This window comes from Flavobacterium sp. NPDC079362, assembly GCF_050267765.1.
GTDB lineage: Bacteria > Bacteroidota > Bacteroidia > Flavobacteriales > Flavobacteriaceae > Flavobacterium > Flavobacterium azizsancarii.
The window spans coordinates 1-25,571 of the sequence record NZ_JBNNFM010000035.1; the positions used below are offsets into that span (position 1 = coordinate 1).

Here is a 25,571-nt window from a genome sequence, read left to right on the forward strand (position 1 = left end):
TCATAATACTATGAGGTATTAATCCAAATTTCTCTGGGCTATCCCTCTGTAAAAGGTAGATTGCATACGCGTTACGCACCCGTGCGCCGGTCTCTAGTTCCGAAGAACTATACCCCTCGACTTGCATGTGTTAAGCCTGCCGCTAGCGTTCATCCTGAGCCAGGATCAAACTCTTCATCGTATATTGTTGATCTAATCACTTAGATCGTATTGTTATTCGAATCAGTCTCTATCGGTTCTTTTTCAATCTCTCGATTATCTTACTCTTTATTCTTTTGTTTTAACATCTCTGTTAAAACGGCTGTCAATTCAATATGTCTACGAACGTGTCTTCTTAATTTTGTGTTTCGCTTGTTTCTCAAAGCGGGTGCAAAAGTAGAAAATTTATTTTCAACTGGCAAGTAAATTTTGAAGTTTTTTTTTTGGAAATTTTCATTTCCTTTTCTTCTCATTTCCTAACCAATCTATCAATGAACTTCCGTTGTTTTGCGGGGTGCAAATGTAACATCTGTTTTCAAATCTCACAAGCTTTTCGAAATCTTTTTTAGAAAATAAATTTTCGTTTTGATTAGTAAGACTTGTCAGTATTTCAGTGAACGTCTGTCGTTGTTGCGGGTGCAAAAGTAGGTGGTTTGTTTACATTTACAAGCCTTTTTGTTGTATAATTTCAATGTTTTTACAAACTTTTTCTTAACACTCTGATAACACTAACCTTAACCATCGTTCTTTTTTTAACTTTATCGGAATTTTCGTAAGCACATTGTGCTTTTCACAATAACAACACTTGAAGAACTGCCATTTTTATGAACTTTACAGACTTATCGAGGTTTTTCTATTACTTTATAATAGTAATCACATATTAGTTTCGGCTCCCTGCGCCGGGGCTTACCTGATTATACCACGAAGACACGAAGGTTCTTTTGCTTTGCCTTTTGAATAAGACACTAGGATTTGCTCCCATACCTATATACACTATACTTCTAATTAAGAACAGCTGCCCTAGCCCCGATAGAAATGGAAATCCTTTTGCTCTTTTCTTTAAAAAACAAAAGATTGAAATGCATAGCGAGATGAAGCTCCTAATTCATATTTCAAAAACATATTAACTAAGCTTAAACCAGGAGCCAGCCAAATAAATCTATACTTATAACAACAAACGCGACAGGCTTTAAAAACCTGTCAGGTTCAAGGCTCAAATTCTTACCTTATATATAGGAAAGAAATTTCTAATTCCAAAAATGCACTCAACAAGCTTTAACTGTACCCACCCTAGCAAACCCAATCCTTATATCTATAAATAAGAAACCCGACAGTTTGAAAAACCGCCGGGTTCAAGAACCAAATCTTACCTTATACTAGGAGGGAAATTTCAAATCCGACAAACTATATGGACAAAAAAATCCAGATCCCAATTTTTAAGTTGAGATCTGGATTTTATTATGTTGAATTGATATCGCTTAGTCTAAAATAAAACTCACACTAACGTTTGCAACAACTTCAATCTCTCCAATAGCTAAAGTTTCGTTTGAAGCACCGGCTGAATCCATAGCCATTGATTTCATAGCGGCATACATTGGTTGTGGACGGTAAACCTGAGTATTATCAGAAATAGTATATGCCTTACCAACTTTTTGACCTAAAACCGAAACATAATCTTCTGCTTTTAATTTAGCATCTTTTATTGCCAATTTACGAGCTTCTGTTTCAATTAGAGCCAATTTAGAAGTTTCAAAAGAAACTCTGTCAATACGGTTAATACCTTGTTGAACCAAGCCTTCCATTAATTCATCATATTTAGATAAATCTTTTAATATAATTTCTACTGTTTGTGTAGCGTTATAACTGGTTTTCTTTTTCTCATAATCGTACTGTGGATTAAGAGCAACTTGTTTTGTTTTGAAATCTGCTGTTGGAACATTCATTTTTTTTATGAATTTTAAAACTGCATCGATTTTTTCGTCATTTTGTTTTTTGACGTCTTTAGCATTATTCCCTTTTGTTTCAACAGTTGCTGAAATACAAACCTGATCAGGTGCTACTTTTACTTTTCCTTCCCCGTTCACATTGATTTGAGGAATTTGTTTGGTTTCTTGTGCGTAAGACATAGTCATAAACATGATTGTTAAAAATAATACTACTTTCTTCATTTTTGTTATATTTAAATTTGTTTGATAATCGAATTTCAAAAGTTGTGCCAATATTATAATTTACCCAATTTTGCCATTACAAAAAGTATCAAAATAGGAATTGCTAACAGAATTACCATTAAACTATGATCTACAATCAAGGATGGTTCTTTTATCAACGTAATCAAATAACCTCCTATGGCACCTCCAAAATGCGCTGTATGCCCAATATTATCATTTTTAGCTCTCATTCCGTAAATTGAATATAATAAATATAAAATTCCAAATAAATAAGCTGGCATTGGTATGACAAAAAAGATTCCCAGCATCATATCCGGCTGTAATAATATCGCAGAATACAAAACCCCTGTTACAGCTCCCGAAGCTCCTACAGCTCTATAGCTGTAATCATTTTTATGAAAAAGCATTGTAAGCAGGCTTCCAAAAATCAAACTGCCGAAATAAATCAAAACAAAAGAAAAAGTTCCTAACCATTGTATGACTACAGGAGCAAAAAACCACAACGTAAGCATATTAAAAGCTAAATGCATAATATCAGCATGCAAAAACCCGGATGAAAGCATTCTGATTTGTTCTCCGGAACGAATACTTCCTACATGAAATTCGTATTTTCTAAAAAAAGCAAGATCATTAAAACCTTTGTAACTAATTATAGCATTAGCCACTATAATCCCTACTAAAATGGTATTCATAAAAAATATTTAATGTGATTTGTAAATATAGTCATTCTTAAACATATGTTAGCTTCAAACCAAAATATCGATGTTTATTCATTTTTACTTTATATTTGTAAAAAAATATTACATGCAATTTCTCGTTTATTTACTGGCCTATCCTTTACTTTGGCTGATCTCTATACTACCGTTTCGTTTATTTTACTGGTTATCAGATTGTGTCTATTTTATTATATATTATATCATTGGATACAGAAGAAAAGTAGTTAAGGAAAACCTTGCGCTTACTTTGCCTTACTTAAGCAAAACGGAACAAAAGCAAATCGAAAAAAAGTTCTATCACCATATGTGTGATATGTTTCTGGAAACGATTAAAACGATGAGTATTTCACCAAAAGAGATGGAAAAAAGATTTCGTGTTACCAATATTGAACTTGTAAATGAATATGCAACAAAAAACAAAAGCGTCATTCTGGTGGCGTCACATTATGCTAGCTACGAATGGCTTTTGACAATTAACCCGAAAATTGATTTTAAGGGAATTGCTGTTTATAAAAAAGTCGCCAATCCTTATTTTGATAAATTAGTACGAAGAATACGTTCAAAATATGATACGGAATTAGTAGAAACGAGAAAAGCGATTCCCACTATGGCTCAAAATCAACGTCAGGGAATTTTAAGCATGTACGGATTAGCAAGCGATCAATCTCCTAAACTGGATCGAATTTTTCATTCGATGAAATTTATGGGTATTGAAGTTCCTGTACATACAGGCGCAGAAATGCTGGCAAAAAAATACAACCTAAGTGTCATTTTTGTAAAAGTAAAAAAAGTAGCAAGAGGTTATTATGAAGCAACATTTGTACCTATTGCAGATAATCCTAACGATTATAAAAACTTCGATATTACAGAAAAATACTTAAGGGAAGTTGAAAAACAGATTTATGAAGCTCCTGAATACTATTTATGGACGCATAAAAGATGGAAACACCGAGTTGAATAATTTACAAAAAAATACCTCTTTCAAAATTAATGAAAGAGGTATTTTTTTGTGATTTAAATTGCTGAAAATTAAATTCCCGCAATTGCTTTTATTTCGTCTATAATTCGAAGTGCCAGAACATCTGCCTTTTCCTGAGATGGAGCTTCTGTATAAATTCTAATAATTGGTTCTGTATTTGATTTTCTTAAATGCACCCATTCTGTTGCAAAATCAATTTTAACTCCGTCAATTGTTGTGATATCTTCATTTTTATATTTTTCTGTCATGGCAACTAAAATCGCATCAACATCAATTTGTGGTGTTAATTCAATTTTGTTTTTGCTCATATAATATTCAGGATAAGAAGCACGCAAAGCCGAAACCGACATTTTTTTATTTGCCAAATGCGTCAAAAACAAAGCTACTCCTACCAAGCTATCACGTCCGTAATGAGATTCAGGATAAATGATTCCACCGTTTCCTTCACCGCCAATAATAGCGTTATTCTTTTTCATTAACTCTACAACATTCACTTCTCCTACGGCACTCGCTTCGTATTTTCCACCATGAGCAACCGTCACGTCACGTAAAGCACGTGATGATGACATATTAGAAACCGTATTCCCCGGAGTTTTACCTAAAACATAATCAGCACAAGCTACTAATGTATATTCTTCTCCAAACATTTCTCCATCTTCGCAAATAAAAGCCAAACGATCTACATCTGGATCAACCACTACACCTAAATCAGCTTTTTCTTTTACCACCAATTCAGAGATATCAGTTAAATGCTCTTTTAAAGGCTCCGGATTGTGAGGAAAATGTCCGTTTGGTTCGCAGTATAATTTTACTACCTCAACACCCATTAATTCCAATAACCTTGGAATAATAATTCCGCCTGATGAATTTACACCATCAACAACTACTTTGAATTTTGCAGCTTTTACTGCCTCAACATCAACCAAAGGCAAATTTAAAACCTCGTCGATATGAATATCCATATAAGCATCATTCACCGTGATTTCTCCTAAACTATCTACATCCGAAAAATCGAAAGCTTCTGCATCGGCAATTTCAAGAATTTTAGCACCTTCTGCTCCACTTAAAAATTCTCCTTTTGCATTTAATAATTTCAATGCATTCCATTGTTTCGGATTATGAGAAGCTGTTAAAATAATTCCTCCATCTGCTTTTTCTAACGGAACAGCTACTTCTACAGTTGGCGTTGTCGAAAGTCCAAGATCAATTACATTAATCCCTAAACCTATTAAAGTATTTACAACAAGATTGTGAATCATTGGTCCGGAAATCCTGGCGTCACGACCTATTACAACTGTTAATTTTTCTTTTGAAGTATTGTTTTTAAGAAAAGTACCATATGCCGATGCAAATTTTACAGCATCAACAGGAGTCAGGTTATCTCCTACTTTTCCACCAATTGTTCCACGTATTCCTGATATCGATTTTATTAAAGTCATTTTTATGAGTTATGGTTACCAGTTACAAATATAGAAAAGTTACCAGGGTTCTTAGGTGCTTTTTTTTTAAAAGTTATTAAGGTTCTGACTAGCTAAGGTTCTTACATTTTAATAAAGGCGTGATCATTCATGAAACGATATAAAAAAGTTTTCATACTTTTACTAAAATAAACTTAGTTTCTTAACCTCTTAGCCGCGAAGCTTCGGGATAGTAACTCGAAAAATACTTTTACTAAAAATAACTTAGAGCCTTAGCGACTTAGAATCTTAGCAACTCAAAAAAAATGAATTTCCTAGCCCACATCTATTTGTCCGGAGATAATGATTTAATCAAAATTGGCAATTTTATGGCCGATGGAATTCGCGGGAAACAATTTGAGCATTTTCCTGAAGAAATTCAAAAAGGTATTATTTTGCATCGGTCAATTGATACTTATACCGATTCACATGATGTTTTCAGACAAAGTACCAAACGATTACATGAAAAATACCATCATTATGCCGGCGTAATTGTAGACATTCTTTATGATCATTTTTTAGCCAAAAACTGGGAGAAATACTCAGATGAAAAATTAGATAATTTCATTAACCGTTTTTACAGATCATTACACGAAAACTATCCCATTTTGACTGAAAAGACACAGGATTTAATGCCTTATATGGTTAAACAAAACTGGCTTTTAAGTTATCAGACCGTAGAAGGAATTCATCAGATTTTGACACAAATGGACAGAAGGTCGAAAAACATATCGAAAATGCAGTTTGCAAGTGAAGAGTTGATAGAATTTTATACTGAATTTGAACAAGAATTTACTTTGTTCTTCGAGGATCTCAAACAACACTCCAAACAAAAATTACTTACTTTATAAAATCGGTCCGGTTCTATAAAAACAAAATACAATTCTCTTTATGAAAAAGATTGCCCTTTTATTCAGCTTTATTTCATTTTATAGTTTTGCTCAGCAAACTGCAAAACCAACCGGATTAACAGCAACAAAAGCCATGGTAGTTTCGGCACGCCAGGAAGCTTCGAAAGTTGGCGCCGAGATTATACAAAAAGGCGGAAATGCTTTTGACGCAATGGTTGCTACTGAACTGGCTCTTGCAGTTGCATATCCGTACGCAGGAAATTTGGGAGGAGGAGGATTTATGGTTTACAGAAAATCAAATGGCGAAGTTGGATCTTTAGATTATCGCGAAAAAGCGCCACTTGCAGCATCAAAAGATATGTTTCTGGATAAAGACGGAAACGTCATTAAAGGTAAAAGTACTGCAACTGCTTTAGCAATTGGCGTTCCGGGAACTATTGCCGGAGTATTTGCCGTTCACAAAAAATTAGGATCGATGCCAATGTCTGAAATTTTAAAACCAGTAATTGCCTTAGCAGAAAGAGGTGTAATTGTAACTAAAAAACAAGAAAAAAGACTTCAGGATTATCACGATGCTATTGTTAAAGTAAATGGACCGAATACATTACTGGCAGGTAATTTTAAAGAAAATGATACCATCAAATATCCTGCGCTTGCCAATACTTTAAAACGAATTTCTAAGAACGGAAGAAATGAATTTTATAAAGGTGAAACAGGAAAAATTTTAGTTAAATATATTCAGAAAAAAGGTGGAATTATAACGCTTAAGGATTTGGAGAAATATGAAGCTAAATGGAGAAAACCATTACAATTTAATTATAAAGATTTAAAAATAACTTCAATGTCACCTCCAAGCAGTGGCGGAATTTGTCTGGCACAAATCATGAAAATGATTGCTCCCTATGATTTATCAAAAATGGGACATAACACTGAGGAATCTATTCAGGTTATTGTAGAAGCCGAAAGAAGAGCTTATGCAGATCGAAGCCAGTTTTTAGGTGATCCGGATTTTGTAAAAATTCCAATTAACGGATTATTATCTGATGCTTATTTAAAGGACAGAATGTCAAGTTTTGATGTAAACAAAGCGAGCCTATCATCAGAAATAAAAGAAGGAAAAGTCAACTTTAACGAAAGCACAGAAACTACTCATTATTCTATTGTTGATGCGCAGGGAAATGCGGTTGCCGCAACCACAACGCTTAATGACGGTTACGGATCAAAATACTATTGCGATGAATTAGGATTTTTCTTAAACAACGAAATGGATGATTTTAGTGCGAAACCAGGATCTCCAAATATGTTTGGCTTAGTAGGAAATGAAGCTAATAGTATTGCGCCGCAAAAAAGAATGCTAAGTTCAATGACACCAACAATTGTAGAGAAAAACGGAAAACTATTTATCGTCGTTGGTTCACCAGGTGGATCTACAATTATTACAAGTGTTTTGCAGGCTATTTTAAATGTTTATGAATATAATCTAAGTATGCAGGATGCTGTAAATGCGCCACGTTTTCATCACCAATGGCTACCGGATTTAATTACGTTTGAACCCAATGCTTTTGACAAAATCACAATTGACAAATTAAAAGCAAAAGGATATTTGATTAATGAAAAAACAACGCCTGTAATCGGTAAATTAGATTGCATTTTAGTCTTACCTGACAATACTCTTGAAGGTGGGGCAGATTTTCGTGGAGATGATACTGCTGTTGGTTTTTAAGTTAAAAAATTAGATTTATCCTTAAATGTCGTACAAATTTAAATGTTAAAAGCTAAATTTGCACTACACCTAACTTTTACAACAGCATGCTAAAAAAATATTTTAGAAGACTAGAAAGCATTATTGCTTTGGCTCAATCATTAATGACACCAAAGCAATTTATTTTTTTATCAAGTGTTTTAATTGGTATCTCTTGCTCTTTGGCTGTAATTGTTCTAAAAACTTTTGCCCATAGTGTTTTTTCCTTTGCTACTTATATTAATGGTATTCTTAAATTAAGTTTTATCAATAGTATTCTTCCTATTGTCGGAATCCTTCTGACTGTTTTTGTTGTAAAACGAATTCTAAATGGAAGTATCGAAAAAGGAACCTCTCAAATTTTATATGCTGTTGCGAAAAAAGCAAGTATTATTCCCAGAAAACAAATGTACGCCCAAATTGTTACCAGTTCCTTAACAGTAGGTTTAGGAGGTTCTGCGGGTTTAGAAAGCCCTATTGTGATTACAGGTGCAGCATTTGGTTCAAATTTTGCACAAAACTACAAATTACCTTATAAAGACAGAACATTGCTTATTGGCTGTGGTGTTGCCGCAGGTATTTCTGCTGCTTTTAACGCTCCAATTGCCGGTGTTCTTTTTGCTATTGAAGTTTTATTGGTTGATGTCAGTATTTCTGCCTTTACACCAATTATGATTTCTGCCGCTACCGGTGCGCTGGTTTCTGCAATTGTATTAGACGAAAGTATTTTATTATCTTTTAGAAAACAAGAAGCTTTTAATTATCATAACATTCCTTTTTATGTGCTGTTAGGCATATTGACTGGTTTTATTGCCGTTTATTACGCAAGAAATTTTCAAAGAGTCGAACATTATTTTTCTAATTTAAAAGTTGGTCCTTATAAAAAAGCATTAATTGGTTCTTCGTTATTGGCACTGCTTATTTTTATATTTCCAACACTGTTTGGAGAGGGTTATGAAAGTATTAAAACGTTATCTGAAAGTGATCCCGGAAAAATATTAGACAATACTTTATTTGCTGATTTTAGAGATAATCAATGGGTTCTATTACTGTTTGTTGGATGCACAATGATGGTTAAAGTATTTGCATCAGCATTAACCCTTGGAAGTGGTGGAAATGGAGGGAATTTTGCTCCGTCTTTATTCTTAGGATCTTATTTGGGATATTTCTTTGCAAAATTTATAAGTCTTATCGGATTGTCGAAATTGCCTATCAGTAACTTTACAATGGTGGGAATGGCAGGTATTTTGAGCGGACTATTTCATGCACCTCTAACTGCAATCTTTTTAATTGCTGAGATTACGGGTGGCTATAGCCTGATGATTCCACTTATGATTGTTTCTTCAATAAGTTTTGCTATCTCTAAACGTTTCGAGAAATATTCTCTTGACGTAAAAGGTCTTGCTAAAAAAGGTCACGCATTTACAAGTAATAAAGATTCAAACATTCTTTCTACTCTTGATATTGATACTATTATTCAAACTGATTATCTGACGGTTCATCCGGAAGAGAACCTAAGCAAACTTGTTGATCTTATCTCACACTCTAACCAGGTTGTTTTTGCCGTGGTTGATAATGAGAAAGACCTCGTTGGTGTAGTTCATTTTAATGATATTCGAGAAATTATCTTCAATTCATATCAGGTAAAATATACTCTGATCAAAGATGTTATGAAAACTCCGCTGGCCATTATCTCATCAAACGACAGTATGGAAATCGTAATGAGTAAATTCGAAAAATCAAAATCAGCCTTTCTTCCGGTCTTACGAAATGACAAATACTTTGGTTTTATTTCTAAATCTATAGCACTTGAAGCCTACAGAATGAAATTACGTTCCATGACAATTGAGTAAAATTTAATTTATCCGATACCAAGAAGTGCCTTTGTGAGATTATGTGGAATATAGACTTAACATACAGAACTGAATTTCAGTCAACTTTTGACCGATTGTGCTAAAAAAGGCTTGACCTGCAAAACAGCAGACTATTGCCCAACATTGCTTTGCACAAAATTCGCGAGAGTTTATCACTAGAATGGACATACAATTCTAATGGTATCCAAGGAAATACTATGAGTTTACGAGAAACCCAAATGGTTATTCAGGAAGGAATTACTATTAAAGGGAAATCACTGCGTGAACATTTTGAAACACATAATCATGATAAGGCAATAGATTATTTATATTCTATTGTCGATGATAGTTACAACCTTCGAAGTATTGATATTCTTTCTATTCACGGATTAGTTTTACGTTCTATCGAAGATGACTTTGCAGGACGTTTACGCAATGGAGGTGTTCGTATTTCAGGTGCTAATTTCATGCCACCAAATGCCAATAAAATTTCAGATTATCTGGATGAGCTAATCGATTTTGTTAATACAAATCCATTAGATTTAAATGACATCGAACTGGCCACAATTTATCATCATAAACTAGTCTGGATTCATCCATTCTTTGATGGGAATGGGCGTACTGTTCGTTTGAGCATGAATTTACTATTGATGCGTTGCGGTTTTCCTCCAGCAATTATCCTAAAAAACGACAGGAAAAAACATTATGAAGCACTTAATCAGGCTAATAATGATAATTATCAAAAACTAACACTTTTAATGTCTCAGGCTTTAGAACGTGCATTAAACATATACCTAAGTTCGATGCCCGGAAATGATTATGACTACCAAAAAATTTCTGATATTGTTAGCGAACCTGAAACTCCTTACGAACAGGAATATGTTAGTTTACTAGCCAGAACAGGAAAAATTGATGCATATAAAGAAGGTAGAAATTGGTATACAACCAGAGAAGCTATTGAAGAATACAGGGCAACCCGAAAAAGAAAACGCTAGTTCCTACTAGCGTTATTTTGTTACTAATTGTAACATAAAGTTTTGCTATCGAGCACAAAAAGAACAAATCAAAGTGGTAACTTTGCGTTTTGCTCAAAATTATGTTAGAAAAAGACAATACTATTGAAGTTCTTGGTGCAAGGGTTCATAATCTAAAAAATATAGACATTTCTATTCCGCGTGAAAAACTGGTTGTTATTACCGGTTTATCAGGTTCGGGAAAATCTTCTTTGGCATTTGATACCATATATGCGGAAGGACAACGTCGTTACGTTGAAACTTTTTCGGCTTATGCCAGACAGTTTCTTGGTGGCTTAGAACGTCCAGATGTTGATAAAATCGACGGACTTTCGCCGGTAATTGCTATTGAACAAAAAACAACCAGCAAAAGTCCGCGTTCGACCGTTGGTACTATTACTGAAATTTATGATTTCCTACGACTTCTTTATGCTCGTGGTGCTGACGCTTATAGTTACAACACTGGAGAGAAAATGGTTTCCTATTCTGATGAACAAATTAAAGATTTGATTATTCAGGATTTTAAAGGGAAACGAATCAATATCCTTGCTCCAATTATTAGAGCCAGAAAAGGACATTATGCCGAGTTATTCCAGCAAATTACCAAACAAGGTTTCCTTAAAGTTCGTGTAAACGGCGAAGTTCAGGATCTGGTTTCAGGAATGAAACTGGATCGTTACAAAACACACGATATCGAAATTGTAGTCGACAGAATGTTGATAGAAGATACTGAAGACAATCAAAAAAGATTATCAGAAAGCATCAATACAGCCATGCATCATGGAGAAAACGTATTAATTATTTTGGACCAGGATACAAATGAAGTACGTTATTTCAGTAGAAACTTAATGTGTCCAACAACAGGAATATCGTATCAAAACCCAGAACCAAATTTATTTTCGTTCAACTCCCCAAAAGGAGCTTGTCCGCATTGCAATGGATTAGGGACAGTGCATGAAATTAATATTAAAAAAATTATTCCTAATCCTAAATTATCCATTAAAGCCGGAGGTTTCGCTCCGCTTGGTGAATACAAATCTTCGTGGATTTTTAAACAACTAGAAGTTATTGGAGAAAAATTCAGTTTTAAGATAACAGATCCAATTGAGAAGATTCCGGAAGAAGCTATGACGATGATCCTTCATGGTGGAAAAGATAAATTTGTCGTAAATTCTAAAGATTTAGGCGTTACCCGCGATTATAAAATAGATTTTGAAGGAATCTCACATTTCATCAAAAATCAGTTTGATGAAACTTCTTCAACCACGATAAAACGTTGGGCAAAAGATTTCATGGACGAAGTAAATTGTCCGGTTTGTGACGGTTCCCGTTTGAAAAAAGAAGCATTGTTCTTTAAAATCAACGGCAAAAATATCGTTGAATTGTGTGATATGGACATCTCCGATTTGACTGTCTGGTTTCAGGATTTAAACAAACATTTATCAGACAAACAGCTTTTGATTGCATCAGAAGTCGTTAAAGAAATAAAAGACCGTTTGAACTTTTTAATGAATGTTGGTTTGAATTATCTGGCTTTAAGCCGAAGTTCAAAATCACTTTCGGGTGGTGAAGCACAGCGTATTCGTCTGGCTACACAAATTGGTTCACAACTGGTTGGTGTTTTATATATTCTCGATGAGCCAAGTATTGGTTTACACCAAAGAGACAATGAAAAACTAATTCACTCCTTAGAACAATTACGCGATATCGGGAACTCGGTTATTGTTGTAGAACACGATAAAGACATGATCGAACGTGCTGATTACGTAATTGATATTGGTCCGAAAGCAGGTAAATACGGAGGAGAAATCATCAGTATTGGAACTCCCGCAGAAACGTTGAAATCGAATACAATTACCGCTCAATATTTGAACGGTAAAATGAAATTAGAGATTCCGAAAGAGCGCCGTAAAGGAAACGGCAAATTCCTAAAACTAACCGGAGCGACAGGAAACAACCTTAAAAATGTTTCGATCGAATTACCATTAGGGAAAATGATTTGTGTAACAGGAGTTTCAGGAAGTGGAAAATCTACTTTAATAAACGAAACCCTCTATCCTATCCTGAACGCTTATTATTTTAATGGCGTAAAAAAACCACAACCATACAAAAAGATTGAAGGCCTTGAGCATATTGACAAAGTAATTGATATCGATCAAAGTCCGATTGGAAGAACACCACGCTCGAATCCAGCTACTTATACAGAGGTTTTTACTGAAATCAGAAATCTTTTTACGATGACTTCTGAAAGTATGATTCGTGGTTATAAAGCGGGTCGTTTCAGTTTTAATGTAAAAGGCGGACGCTGTGAAACCTGCGAAGGTTCCGGTGTAAGAACTATCGAAATGAACTTTCTACCGGATGTTTATGTCGAATGCGAAACGTGTCAGGGAAAACGTTTCAATAGAGAAACATTAGAAATAAGATATAAAGGGAAATCAATTTCAGATGTCTTGAATATGACCGTTGATGAAGCTGTTCCGTTCTTTGAAATGATTCCGAAGATTTATAGAAAAGTAAAAACAATTCAGGATGTTGGGTTAGGATATATTACACTTGGTCAGCAAAGTACCACACTTTCCGGTGGTGAAGCACAACGTATCAAATTAGCCGGAGAATTGTCTAAAAAAGATACCGGAAATACCTTTTATATTCTTGACGAACCTACTACAGGATTGCATTTTGAAGACATTCGTGTTTTGATGGATGTAATTAATAAACTGGTTGATAAAGGAAATACGATCCTGATTATCGAACATAATATGGATGTCATAAAACTCGCTGATTACATCATTGATATTGGTCCCGAAGGAGGAAAAGGTGGCGGACAATTAATCGCCAAAGGAACTCCTGAAGAAGTAGTGAAAAGTAAAAAAAGTTATACGGCTAAGTTCTTGAAAAAGGAATTAGAATAGAAATGCATCTTTGTCATTTTTTTTTGACAAAGATGTATTGATTTAAAAAATTAACAGTAGTAATTTTATATTTTAGCATTAAAATATAAAAGATGAAATCAATTTTGCCATTCATTATATTAGTATTACTTAGTGCAAAAAGTTTTTCCCAGTCACAAAAAGATAGCCTTAGAGATGTTGTAAAAGAAAGGATTAAAAATATTAATGAAAAACAAATTGACAACCCTTACTATTCCAGACAAGAACTCGAAGAGGAATATCTCCGTGAAAACAGCGTATTTCAATCTTTAGCTCAGCCTAGCACAGAAAGTGATTTAGCAAATCATTATAAAATTTATCTGGAACAAAAACTTCTAAAAAAAATTAATTTTAGCAAACTGAAAACATCTTCTTACTACAAAGGCATTTCTAATAAAAAATACAATTACACTATCCGACTAACCTTTGAGATAAATAAGAAGAATAAAGCTTTTAATTTTCGCATTAATACAGGAGACAGGGAGCTCAATAAAAAAGTTATCGAAATTTTTAAAAATTATCCTTTAGAAAAATTAAACTTAAATGATAATGCTAAACTTGGAAAAATTAGTGTTCAGTTATTTACAAAAGAAGACAAAAACACACTAATAAAAGCAAGTACATTTGTCGTCATAGATGAGCTTCCCGTTTTAAAAGGATGCGAAAGTATTGCCTACAATTCCGAGTTGAACAGATGCCTTTATGATCAAATATTCGAGTATATTTTAAAAAACATCTCGCTTGAAAACATTGCGAAACAAAACAAAAGAGGAGAAATCGTTATCAATCCGCGTTTTTCTATTGATTCTAATGGAAAAATTTTCCGTGTTAATTCTATTGCTCCAAACAAAATCATTAAAGATGAAATTGACCAGATTATAACATCTTTCAATCAAGTGATAATTCCAGGTAAAAAAAATGACATTCCTAAAAACACTTATTGTGAAACTTTCCGGACGATAACTATCGAAAATTTAAAATGATGGACTTTATACAAACTTAAAAATACTTTCATAATTCATTGATAATGAATTAACAGCTTAAGAGATCATTATCACTACCTTACTTTAAAATTAATAAATGCTCATTTCTGTAACAATTCTCGAAAAAAGCAGTAATTTAGTATGCCCTAATTGCCAAAATCAGAAACTTTGGCAATTTTTTATGGGCTAAAAACAATGTTTCGATTGAAAACTGGTGCCCTTGCCCTGATGGGAGCGGCATCTTTTTGTGGCACGGTTCACCGCAAAAGATATAGCGAACAGCAGGATTAAGCTCCTCACTTCGATTACGCTCAGTGTGACAATAACTACTCTGAGAATGATAATTAAAAAAAAGACACAACTTAAATAAAAATATAAATAATTAAAATACCTAAAATGAGATTAGAAGATTTTGATAATGATGAGGACAAAGTAATTCAGGACCGTTTAAAACAAAAAACGTGGAATGAAATTAGAACAAATGACAGCTGGGCGATTTTTAAAATCATGGCCGAGTTTGTAAACGGTTACGAAAGCATGGGACGTATTGGTCCTTGTGTATCTATTTTTGGATCGGCGAGAACGAAACCGGATGATAAATACTATTTATTGGCTGAAAAAATTGCATACAAAATCAGTAAAGCTGGTTATGGTGTGATCACTGGAGGTGGTCCCGGAATCATGGAAGCTGGTAACAAAGGTGCGCATTTAGGAGGTGGAATTTCGGTTGGTTTAAACATCGAATTACCTTTTGAACAACACTTCAACCCTTATATCGACCACGATAAAAACCTGAATTTCGATTATTTCTTTGTGAGAAAAGTTATGTTCGTAAAATATTCGCAAGGTTTTGTGGTGATGCCTGGAGGTTTTGGAACTTTAGATGAAATGTTCGAAGCTATTACTTTAATTCAAACTAAGAAAATCGGAAAATTCCCAATTATATTAGTTGGTGTTGAATTCTGGTCTGGGTTGATCGAATGGGTAAAAACAGTTTTGGTTGAAAAAATGCAAACTGTAAGCCCTGAAGATTTAAACTTATTTAAAATCGTAGATACTGAAGATGAAGTTGTTGATGTATTAGATAAATTCTACAAGAAATACGATTTAAGTCCAAATTTCTAAAATTTTTTTTCAGCATATCAGTAAATAAATTGACGCGGATTTAACAGATTCGCCAAAGCAAAGACGCGGATAAAAACGGATTTTATTGGAATTTAGAATTTAAAAATTGAAATTTTATTTTTATCCTTTATATGGTGAAATCACATTAAATCTTACAAAAAATTGAAGCTGTTTTTTTTAAACAGCTTTTTTTATACTATTTTTACAATAAAACCAGAACGACTATAAGCTCGTAACTTAGATTATATCCCTTAATTTTTAAGCCATCATTGAAATCATCTTATAAAATTATATTCTTCGTTTTTGTTTTGATGAGTTCATTAAAACAATATGCACAACATCAATCTAAGATGGAAGTGGCGGTTAATCTCGAACTGAAAACACTTAACGTAAAACAAGATATAACTTATTACAATACTTCGAATGACTCTTTGATATCGATTGTTTTAAACGACTGGAACAATGCTTTCTCTGATAAAAACACACCTTTAGCCAGAAGATTTTCTGATGAATTCTACAGGGGTTTTCATTTAGCAAAACCAACAGAAAGAGGAAACACAACAATTTTAAATTTAAGCGATTCGGATAATATGGCGCTTGAATGGGAAAGAACTGCTAAAAATCCGGATTTTATTATTGTAAAACTAAATCGAAAATTATATCCCGGGCAAAAATTAGATTTGCATTTGACTTATATTTCCAAAATCCCGAGTGATAAATTTACTCGTTATGGTTTTGATCAAAATGGCGGAATGAATTTAAAAAACTGGTTTTTGAGTCCTGCTCGTTTTGAGAATCATCGTTTTATTAAATATAACAATTTCAACTTAGATGATATCGCAAATGCCAGCACTGATTATGAAATTTCTATCAGAATACCTAACCAATATTCTATTACAACTGACCTGAATTCAGTTTCTGAAGATCTTACAAATCCTTCTTTCAGGACATATTTGTACTCCGGAAAAAACAGAACTGATTTTAATTTATTTATAGAAAAACAAAATAATTTTGTAAGCTATGAAAATGGTTCACTAGAGGTACTTACAAATCTTAAAAATAAAAAAGTCAGCGAAATTCAAAAAGCGATTATCATCAATAGGGTTGTGAATTTTGCAAGTGCTTTTATCGGGAAATATCCGCATCAAAAAATCACAGTTTCTCAGGTTGATTACGACAGAAATCCATTTTATGGCCTAAATCAGCTGCCCTCTTTTATTAGTCCGTTTCCGGATGATTTTATATTCGAAATCACCTTTCTAAAAACGTATCTCAATAATTATCTAAAAAATAGCTTACGACTGGATCCCAGAAAAGACAATTGGGTTTATGATGGTATTCAAATTTACAGCATGATGAAATTCATGGAGGAAAACCATCTGGACCAAAAGATGCTTGGACGCCTTTCAGACATGAAACTATTTAAAAGTTACAACATTGCCAATTTGACTTTTAACGAGCAATACAGCTATTACTATATGCTTATGGCCAGAAAAAATCTGGATCAGCCACTTGGTGATCCAAAACAGACTTTAATAAAATTTAACGAACAAATCGCCAGCAAATATCGTGCAGGCCTAAGTTTGAGTTACCTCGATGATTATTTAAACCATGATATCGTACCTGAAAGTGTACAGGAATTTTATGATCTCAACAAACAAGAACAAACAAATCGTTACGATTTTGAAAAAATACTAACAAAGAACAGTTCAAAAAATATTGATTGGTTTTTTAATACTATTATAGATTCACGAGATATCATCGATTATAAATTTACGAATGTTTCTAGAACGAAAGACAGTATACAATTTCAGATAAAAAATAAAACGAATAATTTTGTTCCTATTCCGGTTTACGGAATCAAGAAGAATGAGGTAGTTTTCAAAAAATGGATTGAACCAAAAAATAATGATTCAATTTATGAGTTTGCCAGAGAAAAAGCGGACAAAATAGTACTGAATTATGATAATGAAGTTCCGGAATACAATTTGAGAAACAATTGGAAATCATTAAAAAGTGTCGTTATAACGAATCGCCCAATCAAATTTAATTTTGCTAAAGATCTTGAAGATCCTTATTACAACCAGATTTTATATATCCCAACACTTACCTATAATCTATACGACGGTTTTACGCCCGGAGTTCGATTTCATAATAAAACCATTCTGGACAAACCATTTACATTTGATATCAATCCTGCCTACTCTATTAAAGCTGGAACGATATCTGGTTCTTCCGCTTTTGTCTGGAATGAATATTACAGAAACAGCACATTGTATAGCGTAAGATATTCGATGAGCCAAAATTATTATCATTATGCTCCTGATGCAACTTATTTAAGATTGAATCCTATGGTTCAGTTTAGAATTCGAGAGGAGAATTTCAGAGATAATCGAAAACAGTTGATCCTTTTCAGGCAAGTTATTGTAAATCGTGAAGCCAGTAAATATATAACTGACAATTCTAAACCAAATTATTCTGTATTTAATGCCCGTTATTCGAATACTAAAACTGAATTGATTGACCATTTTAGTTTCATGAATGATCTTCAGTTTGCGGGAGATTTCGGGAAAATTGCCGGTGAGGTTGAATATCGAAGATTATTCGAAAACAATCACAAACTAAACATACGCTTGTATGCGGGAACTTTTTTATACAACACAACAAATTCAGATTATTTTAGTTTTGGTTTAGACCGTCCAACAGATTATATGTTTGATTATAATTTTTACGGAAGATCAGAAAGTACCGGATTTTTTAGCCAACAATTTGTGATGGCTGAAGGTGGTTTTAAGTCAAAACTGGAACCAGCATATGCAAATCAATGGATAACAACATTAAACGCCAGTTATTCGATCTGGAACTGGATTGAAGCTTATGGCGATATTGGATTCCTGAAAAGCAAACATCAAAGTGAGCATTTTGTTTACGACAGTGGTATTAGATTAAATTTAGTACCGGATTATTTTGAAGTTTATTTTCCAGTTTACTCTAATAATGGTTGGGAAATTTCCCAAAATAAATACAACGAAAAAATTCGATTTGTGATGACTCTTTCGCCAAAAACATTAGTTAATCTTTTTACTAGAAAATGGTTTTAATTGAATAAATTTTAAAGAAAAACATGCGTTATTATCATTAAATTACATTTTTACATAAATATAAATCAAAAAATATGCATAGTTTTTTGATTTTAAATACAAATAATTAAATTATATTTATTTTAAAGAATTATGATTATTGATTGTTTTTAAGTAATTTCGCAGTCTAACATGACCCCCTCAAGATTATGATAAAAGAAAAAAGCAATACTACACTAACATTTGAAGATTTCAAAACTGAGGTATTGAATGACTACAGAATTGCAGTTACCAGCCGCGAATGTAGTCTTTTAGGTCGTAAGGAAGTATTAACAGGAAAAGCCAAATTTGGAATATTTGGTGACGGAAAAGAGGTACCACAGCTTGCTATGGCAAAATCTTTTAAAAACGGAGATTTCCGTTCCGGATACTACCGCGATCAAACTTTTATGATGGCTATTGGAGAGTTATCTCCTAAACAATTTTTCGCAGGTTTATACGGTCACACTGATTTAGAATATGATCCAATGTCCGCCGGAAGACAAATGGGCGGACACTTTGTAACGCACAGTCTAAACGAAGACGGATCCTGGAAAGACTTAACAAAACAAAAAAATTCAAGCGCAGATATATCGCCTACAGCAGGTCAGATGCCAAGACTTTTGGGATTGGCCCAGGCATCAAAAATCTACAGGAATGTTGCCGGAATCAAAACCAAAGACAAATTCTCTGTAAACGGAAATGAAATTGCGTGGGGAACTATAGGAAATGCAAGTACATCTGAAGGTTTGTTTTTTGAAACAATAAATGCTGCCGGAGTACTGCAAGTACCCATGGTAATGAGTGTTTGGGATGATGAATACGGGATTTCGGTTCACGCCAGACATCAGACCACCAAAGAAAATATTTCTGAGATCCTGAAAGGATATCAACGTGACGAAGATTCAAACGGATATGAAATTTTCAGAGTTAAAGGCTGGGATTATGCAGAGTTGGTTTCGACTTATGAAAGAGCTGCTGCCATAGCCCGCGAGCAACACGTTCCGGTTTTAATACATGTAAACGAATTAACACAACCACAAGGCCACTCGACTTCAGGTTCTCATGAGCGTTATAAAAATGCGGAGAGACTGGCTTGGGAAAAAGATTTTGACTGTATTCGCCAGATGCGTTTATGGATGATTGCCATCAATATTGCTTCGCCGGAAGAACTGGCAGAAATTGAAGCTGAATTGAAAAAAGAAGTTCTCGAAGCTAAAAAAGAAGCATGGAACTCTTTTATTAACCCAATTATAGAAGATCAAAAAAATCTAATGATTTTATTGGAGCAGATTTCTGCTGCCAGTATCAATCACAAAGATAAAATTCAAAAATATATCTCTGAAATAAGCGTCATCAAATCTCCTTTAAAAAAGGAAATGCTGGTGATCGCAAGAAAAATATTGCGTTTTATAGAAATACCAAACAGCAAAGTATTATTGTCTAATTGGATTACCAATTACATCGAAATCACGCAGCCAAGGTTCAGCAGCAATTTATACTCTAATTCAGGTCAAAATATTTTTTCTGTAGAAAAAGTACTTCCAGAATATGCAGATAACGCAAAAGCGGATCAGGATGGACGAATGATTATTCGTGATAACTTTGATGCTCTGTTTACTAAATATCCTGAAGCACTAATCTTTGGTGAAGATGTAGGAAACATTGGCGACGTAAATCAAGGTCTTGAAGGCATGCAGGAAAAATACGGAGAACTTCGTGTTGCAGATGTTGGTATTCGTGAAGCTACCATTATAGGACAAGGAATTGGGATGGCTTTAAGAGGTTTACGCCCAATTGCCGAAATTCAGTATTTAGATTATTTATTATACGCGATTCAAATCATGAGTGATGATTTGGCAACTTTACAATACAGAACTGTTGGTAAACAAAAAGCACCATTAATTATCAGAACCCGCGGACATCGTCTTGAAGGTATCTGGCATTCTGGTTCTCCAATGGGAATGATTATTAATGCTATTCGCGGGATTCATGTATTGGTTCCAAGAAATATGACACAAGCTGCAGGTTTCTACAATACTCTTTTAGAAACTGACGAACCGGCTTTAGTAATCGAATGTTTGAATGGTTATCGATTAAAAGAAAAAACACCATTAAATTACGGTGAATTCAAAACGCCTATTGGTGTTGTCGAAACCCTAAAAGAAGGTGCTGATATTACATTAGTTTCTTATGGATCTACTTTAAGATTGGTGCAACAAGCTGCAATTGAATTATTAGATTTAGGAATTGATTGTGAAGTAATCGATATCCAGTCTTTACTTCCGTTTGACATCAATAAGGATATCGTAAAAAGTATTGCAAAAACAAACCGTCTTTTAGTAATCGACGAAGATGTTCCCGGTGGAGCTTCGGCATATATTTTACAGCAGGTTCTTGAAGAGCAAGATGCCTATATTCATTTAGACAGTAAACCGCAAACTCTTGCTGCAAAAGCGCACAGACCAGCTTATGGTACTGATGGTGATTATTTCTCTAAACCTTCTACCGAAGATATTTTTGAGAAAGTGTACAACATGATGCATGAAGTCAATCCTGCTAAATTTCCGAATTTATATCAATAATTTAGTTTGGCTTTCAATATAAAAAAAGGCTTGTAAACAATTGTTTACAAGCCTTTTTTATTAAAGTCTCGTTTGTCATCCTGAGCAAAGTCGAAGGTAAACCAATTGGAACACGGGCTTCGACTTCGCTCAGCCTGACAAAAAAAGAGCAATAAAAAATCCGTGTAAATCTGCGCTTTCGCGATAGCGAACCCGTATCATCCGCGTGCCATCTCACAATACATTCATTGCTAAACATCGGCACACCAACACAAGTAAACATAAAAATCCGCATAAATCTGCGCTTTCACGATAGCGAACCCGTGTCATCTGCGTACCATCTCGCAATACATTCATTGCAGAACATCGGCAGACCAACACAAATAAACAAAAAATCCCGTGCTATCACGCAACTATTTAGCTGCTAAAATAGCGCGAGCCTTCTCTAAATCTTCGGCAGTATCAATACCAATACCAACATGATTCGTTTCGACCATTTTGATGCGTTTACCGAATTCTAAATAGCGAAGCTGCTCTAATTTTTCAGAGGCTTCTAAAGATTTCATTGGTAAACTATAAAAATCTAATAAGGCTTGTTTTCTAAAAGCATAAATCCCGATGTGTTGAAAATAACGAACTCCAACATCTCTATCTCTTGGATATGGAATTACCGAACGAGAAAAATACAAGGCAAACTGTGATTGATCTACTACAACTTTTACGTTATTGGGATTATTAATTTCGTCCTCATTTGTAATTTCACGCATCAACGAAGCCAAATCAATCTTGCGATCTTCATCATTTTTAAAAACTGATAAAACCTGTTCTAAAGGTCCCGCTTCAGTAAAAGGTTCATCGCCTTGCACATTTACCACAATATCGACATCAAGACTAAATATAGCTTCAGCAATACGATCGCTTCCGGATTCATGTTCTTTGATGCTCATGATCGCTTTACCACCGTGATTTACTATTTCATTAAAAATCAAATCTGAGTCGGTTACTACAAATACATCATCAAACAACTTTGTTGCAACAGTTGCGTCATAAGTTCTTAGAATTACCGTTTTCCCTCCAAGGTCCTGCATTAATTTTGCAGGAAAACGTGTTGATGCATATCGTGCCGGAATTACAGCTATTATTTTCATTTTATATTCTTTTAATTTTTATTTATTCAGCAAAAGCTAAAGTCTTTCTGCCTGAATATTTACAATCTCGTTTTTTATCATTTCCAACATCCCTTTCGAAAAGCCTTCTGCCACATAGTTGCTTTCGCTATTATTATCATTGTTTATGATATAAACAAAGTAAATTATACCTGATCTCGGGGCTTTTTGCTCTCTAATTTCAAATTGAATCTCATTCAAGTTAAAATCCATCTTAAATAAAATATTTCCAAGCCAATTTGTTTTCTCGAATGTCAAAAGTTTCTGATCAGCATCAATTGTAATTTTTAAAGATCCCTGAACAGCTAAAGATATCAATCCCAAAATTATCACCAAAACAATCAAAACTGCAGTCATTTCTAATTCACCCATTATGAGGAGAACAATTTCTGCAAATATTCCTCCAATAATTATTGGCCCTAAAACAACTTGTTTAGAAGATTTATATGTTTTGATATGTTTATTTGATAGATTCATATTGAAACAAATATACCGATTCGCAATTAGGTTTTAAAAATATATTCCTAACATATTTTCTAAATAATTAAATATTAATATCTTATAAAATATTTATTTTTAAAATAAAAAACTATGAAAAGATTTTCAGCCACTCTTCCACTCTATTTCTTTTTAATTGTTGTTTATTCGGCTTTAAGCCAAAATAAAAATGCTGTAATATTGAATGCCTTTTCAGATCGTATCTTTAACGGAAAAGGCTACCAACCGGTTACGAGCCTAAAATGGAAGTATAAAACTGGTGGCAAAATTTTCTCTTCGCCTATTGCTCAAAACGGAATAGTCTATATAGGCAGCGAAGATGGTTTTCTTTACGCCATCGAAGAAAAATCTGGAAATTTAAAATGGAAATTTAAAACTAATGGTGCTATCCATAGCAGTCCCAGTATATTTGAAAATATTATTTATTTTGGGAGTTTTGACGGAAATTATTACGCAATAAACACCCAAAACGGGAAACTAATTTGGAAATTTAAAACTGGTGGCGAACACTGGTTAGGAGAACTTGGAATGTGGGGCATGAAACCTGAAACACAATATATGGAAGATTTATGGGATTTTTATCTTTCATCGCCTGTGGTGTATGAGAACAGAAAAACTTCGCAGGTTTTATTTGGAAGCAGTGACGGAAACATCTATTCTCTCGACGCTAAAACGGGAATTTTAAAATGGAAATTCAAAACCAATGGTCCCGTTCACGGAAGTCCCGTGATTGATAAAGACAAAATTTACATTGGTGGTTGGGACGCCACTTTATATGCTTTAAACATCGAATCCGGAAAAGAAATCTGGCGTTTCGCAACGGGAACACAAATGGGTTTTAAGGGAATACAATCATCCGTTGCACTTTCTGATGGTAAAATTTATTTTGGAGCAAGAGAACCTTTCTTTTTTGCCTTGGGCGCTGAAACCGGAAAACAAATATGGAAATACAATGCCGAGAATTCCTGGATATTAAGTTCTGCCGTCGTAAAAGACAATACGGTTTATGTAGGCACATCAGATACTTATGCTTTATTAGCGCTGGATGCTAAAACCGGAATCGAAAAATACCGATTCAAAGCCAATGGTTATGTTTATTCATCGCCGGCGATCGCAGGAAATACAATTTATTTTGGCGATTTTACAGGTAATTTTTTTTGTTTGGATTTACTTTCAAACGGGAAAAAATCAAATTTTATAAGTACGGAAAACCGCAAACAATTTGCAACTTCTACTTTAAAAAATGATCTTTTAGATTTTGGATATGCGGCTCAAAACGAAGATCTTTCTATTTACGATAACAACAAAAAAGTAATAGCTCAATTCTATAAATTAGGTGCTATTGTTTCTTCGCCGTTCATCAGTAAAAATGCTGTTTACTTTGGAAGTGCAGATGGTTATTTATATGCTTACAATCTAAAGAAATAACCCTTTGTGTATCTCAGTGAAACCTTCGTGCCACTTTGTATAATAATTCTACCACGGAGAGTCGCAAAGGTTTCACGGAGATTCGCAGAGTTGTATTACATAATTTTTACCGACGTCATACTCAATGAACCTGCTAATAATTTGTCGTTGAATAAGTCGAGTTCTTCAGATTCTTCTTTCAGACCTAAAGTGTACAACAAAGGCAAATAATGCTCCGGAGTTGGAATCGCCAATTGAGTTGCCTTATTCATTCTTTCGAAGTCAATTAAAGGCTGGAAATTTCCATCTAATAAATAATTATTGATCGTTTCACGAGCTTCAATTGCCCAATCGAAACCATAATTGTCTTTATCAAAATTTCTGAAATCAACCAAACGGAGGTTGTGAACGATATTCCCACTTCCGATAATCAAAACTCCTTTATGGCGCAGTGATTGTAATTTCTGAGCCAACTCAAAATGATACTGACCTGACTTTGTATAATCAATACTCAACTGAATTACCGGGACATTTGCTTCAGGATATAAATGTTTGATTACGCTCCAGGCACCATGATCTAAACCCCAATGTTCGTCTAAATCTACATTTACGGGTTCTAATATTTTCTTTGTTTCTGCTGCCAGTTCAGGACTTCCTTTTGCAGGATATTGTACATCAAAAAGTGCTTGCGGAAAACCGCCAAAATCATGAATCGTTCTTGGCATTTGCATCGAAGTTACTTTGGTTCCGTTCGTAAACCAATGTGCTGAAATACATAAAATTGCATTGGGTTGCGGTAATGTTTTAGCCAGATTACGAAAACCGGCCACAAACTGATTTTCTTCAATAGCATTCATTGGGCTGCCGTGCCCTAAAAACAAAACCGGCATTTTATCTGTATTCGAAAACGCAGATGATATCGAATGTAAATCGTTTAGTGTTGTCATTGTAAATAATTATAAACACGAATTTCACAGATTTTCACTAATGCTAAATCTAAAAAAATTAATTCGTGCTAT

The 25,571-nt window shown here is 34.0% G+C and carries 18 protein-coding genes and 1 rRNA gene; 11 read left to right on the top strand and 8 right to left on the bottom strand.

The genetic code is table 11. The features are described 5' to 3' along the window. From ACQKCJ_RS20835 to ACQKCJ_RS20850, 4 genes are all read right to left on the bottom strand, one after another. A 16S ribosomal RNA gene (locus ACQKCJ_RS20835) occupies nucleotides 1-181 on the bottom strand; the annotation flags it as partial. Nucleotides 182-260: 79 nt separating this feature from the next. Further along, complete coding sequence (locus ACQKCJ_RS20840) at nucleotides 261-452, bottom strand: hypothetical protein (RefSeq protein ID WP_427402855.1); 192 nt, start codon at nucleotides 450-452, stop codon at nucleotides 261-263. Between the two features lie 1,005 nt (nucleotides 453-1,457). Next, nucleotides 1,458-2,147 (bottom strand): SIMPL domain-containing protein, encoded by a 690-nt coding sequence (locus tag ACQKCJ_RS20845; protein WP_427402856.1) that lies wholly within the window; start codon nucleotides 2,145-2,147, stop codon nucleotides 1,458-1,460. 53 nt (nucleotides 2,148-2,200) lie between these two features. Continuing rightward, nucleotides 2,201-2,839 (bottom strand): rhomboid family intramembrane serine protease, encoded by a 639-nt coding sequence (locus ACQKCJ_RS20850; protein ID WP_271337573.1) that lies wholly within the window; start codon nucleotides 2,837-2,839, stop codon nucleotides 2,201-2,203. Between the two features lie 112 nt (nucleotides 2,840-2,951). Here ACQKCJ_RS20850 and ACQKCJ_RS20855 point away from each other — a divergent pair, with 112 nt between their 5' ends. Further along, on the top strand, nucleotides 2,952-3,824 hold the full coding sequence (locus ACQKCJ_RS20855; protein ID WP_271337574.1) for a lysophospholipid acyltransferase family protein: 873 nt from the start codon (nucleotides 2,952-2,954) through the stop codon (nucleotides 3,822-3,824). 68 nt (nucleotides 3,825-3,892) lie between these two features. Here ACQKCJ_RS20855 and glmM read toward each other — a convergent pair whose 3' ends face one another. Continuing rightward, entirely contained in the window at nucleotides 3,893-5,281 is a 1,389-nt protein-coding gene (glmM, locus tag ACQKCJ_RS20860; protein ID WP_427402857.1) for a phosphoglucosamine mutase, read from the bottom strand. A gap of 284 nt (nucleotides 5,282-5,565) precedes the next feature. Between glmM and ACQKCJ_RS20865 the strand changes: the two genes are divergently transcribed. From ACQKCJ_RS20865 to ACQKCJ_RS20905, 9 genes are all read left to right on the top strand, one after another. Next, a complete protein-coding gene (locus ACQKCJ_RS20865; protein WP_271337576.1) occupies nucleotides 5,566-6,150 on the top strand; it encodes an acyl carrier protein phosphodiesterase in 585 nt (194 codons plus the stop codon). Between the two features lie 40 nt (nucleotides 6,151-6,190). Continuing rightward, nucleotides 6,191-7,873 carry a gamma-glutamyltransferase gene (gene ggt / locus ACQKCJ_RS20870; RefSeq protein ID WP_427402858.1) on the top strand — a complete coding sequence of 561 codons (1,683 nt, stop codon included), beginning with the start codon at nucleotides 6,191-6,193 and terminating at the stop codon, nucleotides 7,871-7,873. Between the two features lie 86 nt (nucleotides 7,874-7,959). Continuing rightward, a complete protein-coding gene (locus ACQKCJ_RS20875; RefSeq protein WP_271337578.1) occupies nucleotides 7,960-9,744 on the top strand; it encodes a chloride channel protein in 1,785 nt (594 codons plus the stop codon). Nucleotides 9,745-9,878: 134 nt separating this feature from the next. Then, entirely contained in the window at nucleotides 9,879-10,739 is an 861-nt protein-coding gene (locus tag ACQKCJ_RS20880; protein ID WP_271337579.1) for a Fic family protein, read from the top strand. Nucleotides 10,740-10,840: 101 nt separating this feature from the next. Beyond that, a complete protein-coding gene (uvrA, locus tag ACQKCJ_RS20885; protein ID WP_271337580.1) occupies nucleotides 10,841-13,672 on the top strand; it encodes an excinuclease ABC subunit UvrA in 2,832 nt (943 codons plus the stop codon). Nucleotides 13,673-13,764: 92 nt separating this feature from the next. Continuing rightward, a complete protein-coding gene (locus tag ACQKCJ_RS20890; RefSeq protein WP_271337581.1) occupies nucleotides 13,765-14,673 on the top strand; it encodes a hypothetical protein in 909 nt (302 codons plus the stop codon). Nucleotides 14,674-15,069: 396 nt separating this feature from the next. Next, the gene (locus ACQKCJ_RS20895) at nucleotides 15,070-15,798 is read left to right on the top strand and encodes a TIGR00730 family Rossman fold protein (protein WP_055096620.1); all 729 of its coding nucleotides are present in this window, start codon (nucleotides 15,070-15,072) and stop codon (nucleotides 15,796-15,798) included. A 350-nt stretch (nucleotides 15,799-16,148) separates the two neighbouring features. Continuing rightward, nucleotides 16,149-18,899, top strand: a complete 2,751-nt coding sequence (locus tag ACQKCJ_RS20900; protein WP_427402864.1) for an aminopeptidase — start codon at nucleotides 16,149-16,151, stop codon at nucleotides 18,897-18,899. Between the two features lie 188 nt (nucleotides 18,900-19,087). Next, nucleotides 19,088-21,502, top strand: a complete 2,415-nt coding sequence (locus ACQKCJ_RS20905; RefSeq protein WP_271337582.1) for an alpha-ketoacid dehydrogenase subunit alpha/beta — start codon at nucleotides 19,088-19,090, stop codon at nucleotides 21,500-21,502. A gap of 392 nt (nucleotides 21,503-21,894) precedes the next feature. Here the strand turns inward: ACQKCJ_RS20905 and kdsB are convergent, their stop codons facing one another. After that, nucleotides 21,895-22,629, bottom strand: coding sequence for a 3-deoxy-manno-octulosonate cytidylyltransferase (gene kdsB, locus ACQKCJ_RS20910; protein WP_271337583.1), 735 nt, complete (start codon nucleotides 22,627-22,629; stop codon nucleotides 21,895-21,897). 36 nt (nucleotides 22,630-22,665) lie between these two features. Next, complete coding sequence (locus ACQKCJ_RS20915; protein WP_427402859.1) at nucleotides 22,666-23,124, bottom strand: hypothetical protein; 459 nt, start codon at nucleotides 23,122-23,124, stop codon at nucleotides 22,666-22,668. Nucleotides 23,125-23,238: 114 nt separating this feature from the next. Between ACQKCJ_RS20915 and ACQKCJ_RS20920 the strand changes: the two genes are divergently transcribed. Beyond that, nucleotides 23,239-24,573, top strand: coding sequence for a PQQ-binding-like beta-propeller repeat protein (locus ACQKCJ_RS20920; RefSeq protein WP_427402860.1), 1,335 nt, complete (start codon nucleotides 23,239-23,241; stop codon nucleotides 24,571-24,573). A gap of 95 nt (nucleotides 24,574-24,668) precedes the next feature. On the opposite strand, the gene ygiD is transcribed toward ACQKCJ_RS20920, so the two are convergent. Further along, nucleotides 24,669-25,499, bottom strand: a complete 831-nt coding sequence (ygiD, locus tag ACQKCJ_RS20925; protein ID WP_271337586.1) for a 4,5-DOPA dioxygenase extradiol — start codon at nucleotides 25,497-25,499, stop codon at nucleotides 24,669-24,671. Nucleotides 25,500-25,571: the final 72 nt, after the last annotated feature.

Excerpts from the sequence above, each read along its gene's own strand:
- ACQKCJ_RS20840 (WP_427402855.1), bottom strand. The coding sequence starts at position 452 with ATGAGAAGAAAAGGAAATGAAAATTTCCAAAAAAAAAACTTCAAAATT.
- ACQKCJ_RS20920 (WP_427402860.1), top strand. The coding sequence starts at position 23,239 with ATGAAAAGATTTTCAGCCACTCTTCCACTCTATTTCTTTTTAATTGTT.
- ACQKCJ_RS20875 (WP_271337578.1), top strand. The coding sequence starts at position 7,960 with ATGCTAAAAAAATATTTTAGAAGACTAGAAAGCATTATTGCTTTGGCT.
- ACQKCJ_RS20895 (WP_055096620.1), top strand. The coding sequence starts at position 15,070 with ATGAGATTAGAAGATTTTGATAATGATGAGGACAAAGTAATTCAGGAC.
- ACQKCJ_RS20890 (WP_271337581.1), top strand. The coding sequence starts at position 13,765 with ATGAAATCAATTTTGCCATTCATTATATTAGTATTACTTAGTGCAAAA.
- glmM (WP_427402857.1), bottom strand. The coding sequence starts at position 5,281 with ATGACTTTAATAAAATCGATATCAGGAATACGTGGAACAATTGGTGGA.
- ACQKCJ_RS20915 (WP_427402859.1), bottom strand. The coding sequence starts at position 23,124 with ATGAATCTATCAAATAAACATATCAAAACATATAAATCTTCTAAACAA.
- ygiD (WP_271337586.1), bottom strand. The coding sequence starts at position 25,499 with ATGACAACACTAAACGATTTACATTCGATATCATCTGCGTTTTCGAAT.
- ACQKCJ_RS20845 (WP_427402856.1), bottom strand. The coding sequence starts at position 2,147 with ATGAAGAAAGTAGTATTATTTTTAACAATCATGTTTATGACTATGTCT.
- ggt (WP_427402858.1), top strand. The coding sequence starts at position 6,191 with ATGAAAAAGATTGCCCTTTTATTCAGCTTTATTTCATTTTATAGTTTT.
- ACQKCJ_RS20850 (WP_271337573.1), bottom strand. The coding sequence starts at position 2,839 with ATGAATACCATTTTAGTAGGGATTATAGTGGCTAATGCTATAATTAGT.
- ACQKCJ_RS20900 (WP_427402864.1), top strand. The coding sequence starts at position 16,149 with ATGGAAGTGGCGGTTAATCTCGAACTGAAAACACTTAACGTAAAACAA.
- kdsB (WP_271337583.1), bottom strand. The coding sequence starts at position 22,629 with ATGAAAATAATAGCTGTAATTCCGGCACGATATGCATCAACACGTTTT.
- ACQKCJ_RS20905 (WP_271337582.1), top strand. The coding sequence starts at position 19,088 with ATGATAAAAGAAAAAAGCAATACTACACTAACATTTGAAGATTTCAAA.
- ACQKCJ_RS20865 (WP_271337576.1), top strand. The coding sequence starts at position 5,566 with ATGAATTTCCTAGCCCACATCTATTTGTCCGGAGATAATGATTTAATC.
- uvrA (WP_271337580.1), top strand. The coding sequence starts at position 10,841 with ATGTTAGAAAAAGACAATACTATTGAAGTTCTTGGTGCAAGGGTTCAT.
- ACQKCJ_RS20855 (WP_271337574.1), top strand. The coding sequence starts at position 2,952 with ATGCAATTTCTCGTTTATTTACTGGCCTATCCTTTACTTTGGCTGATC.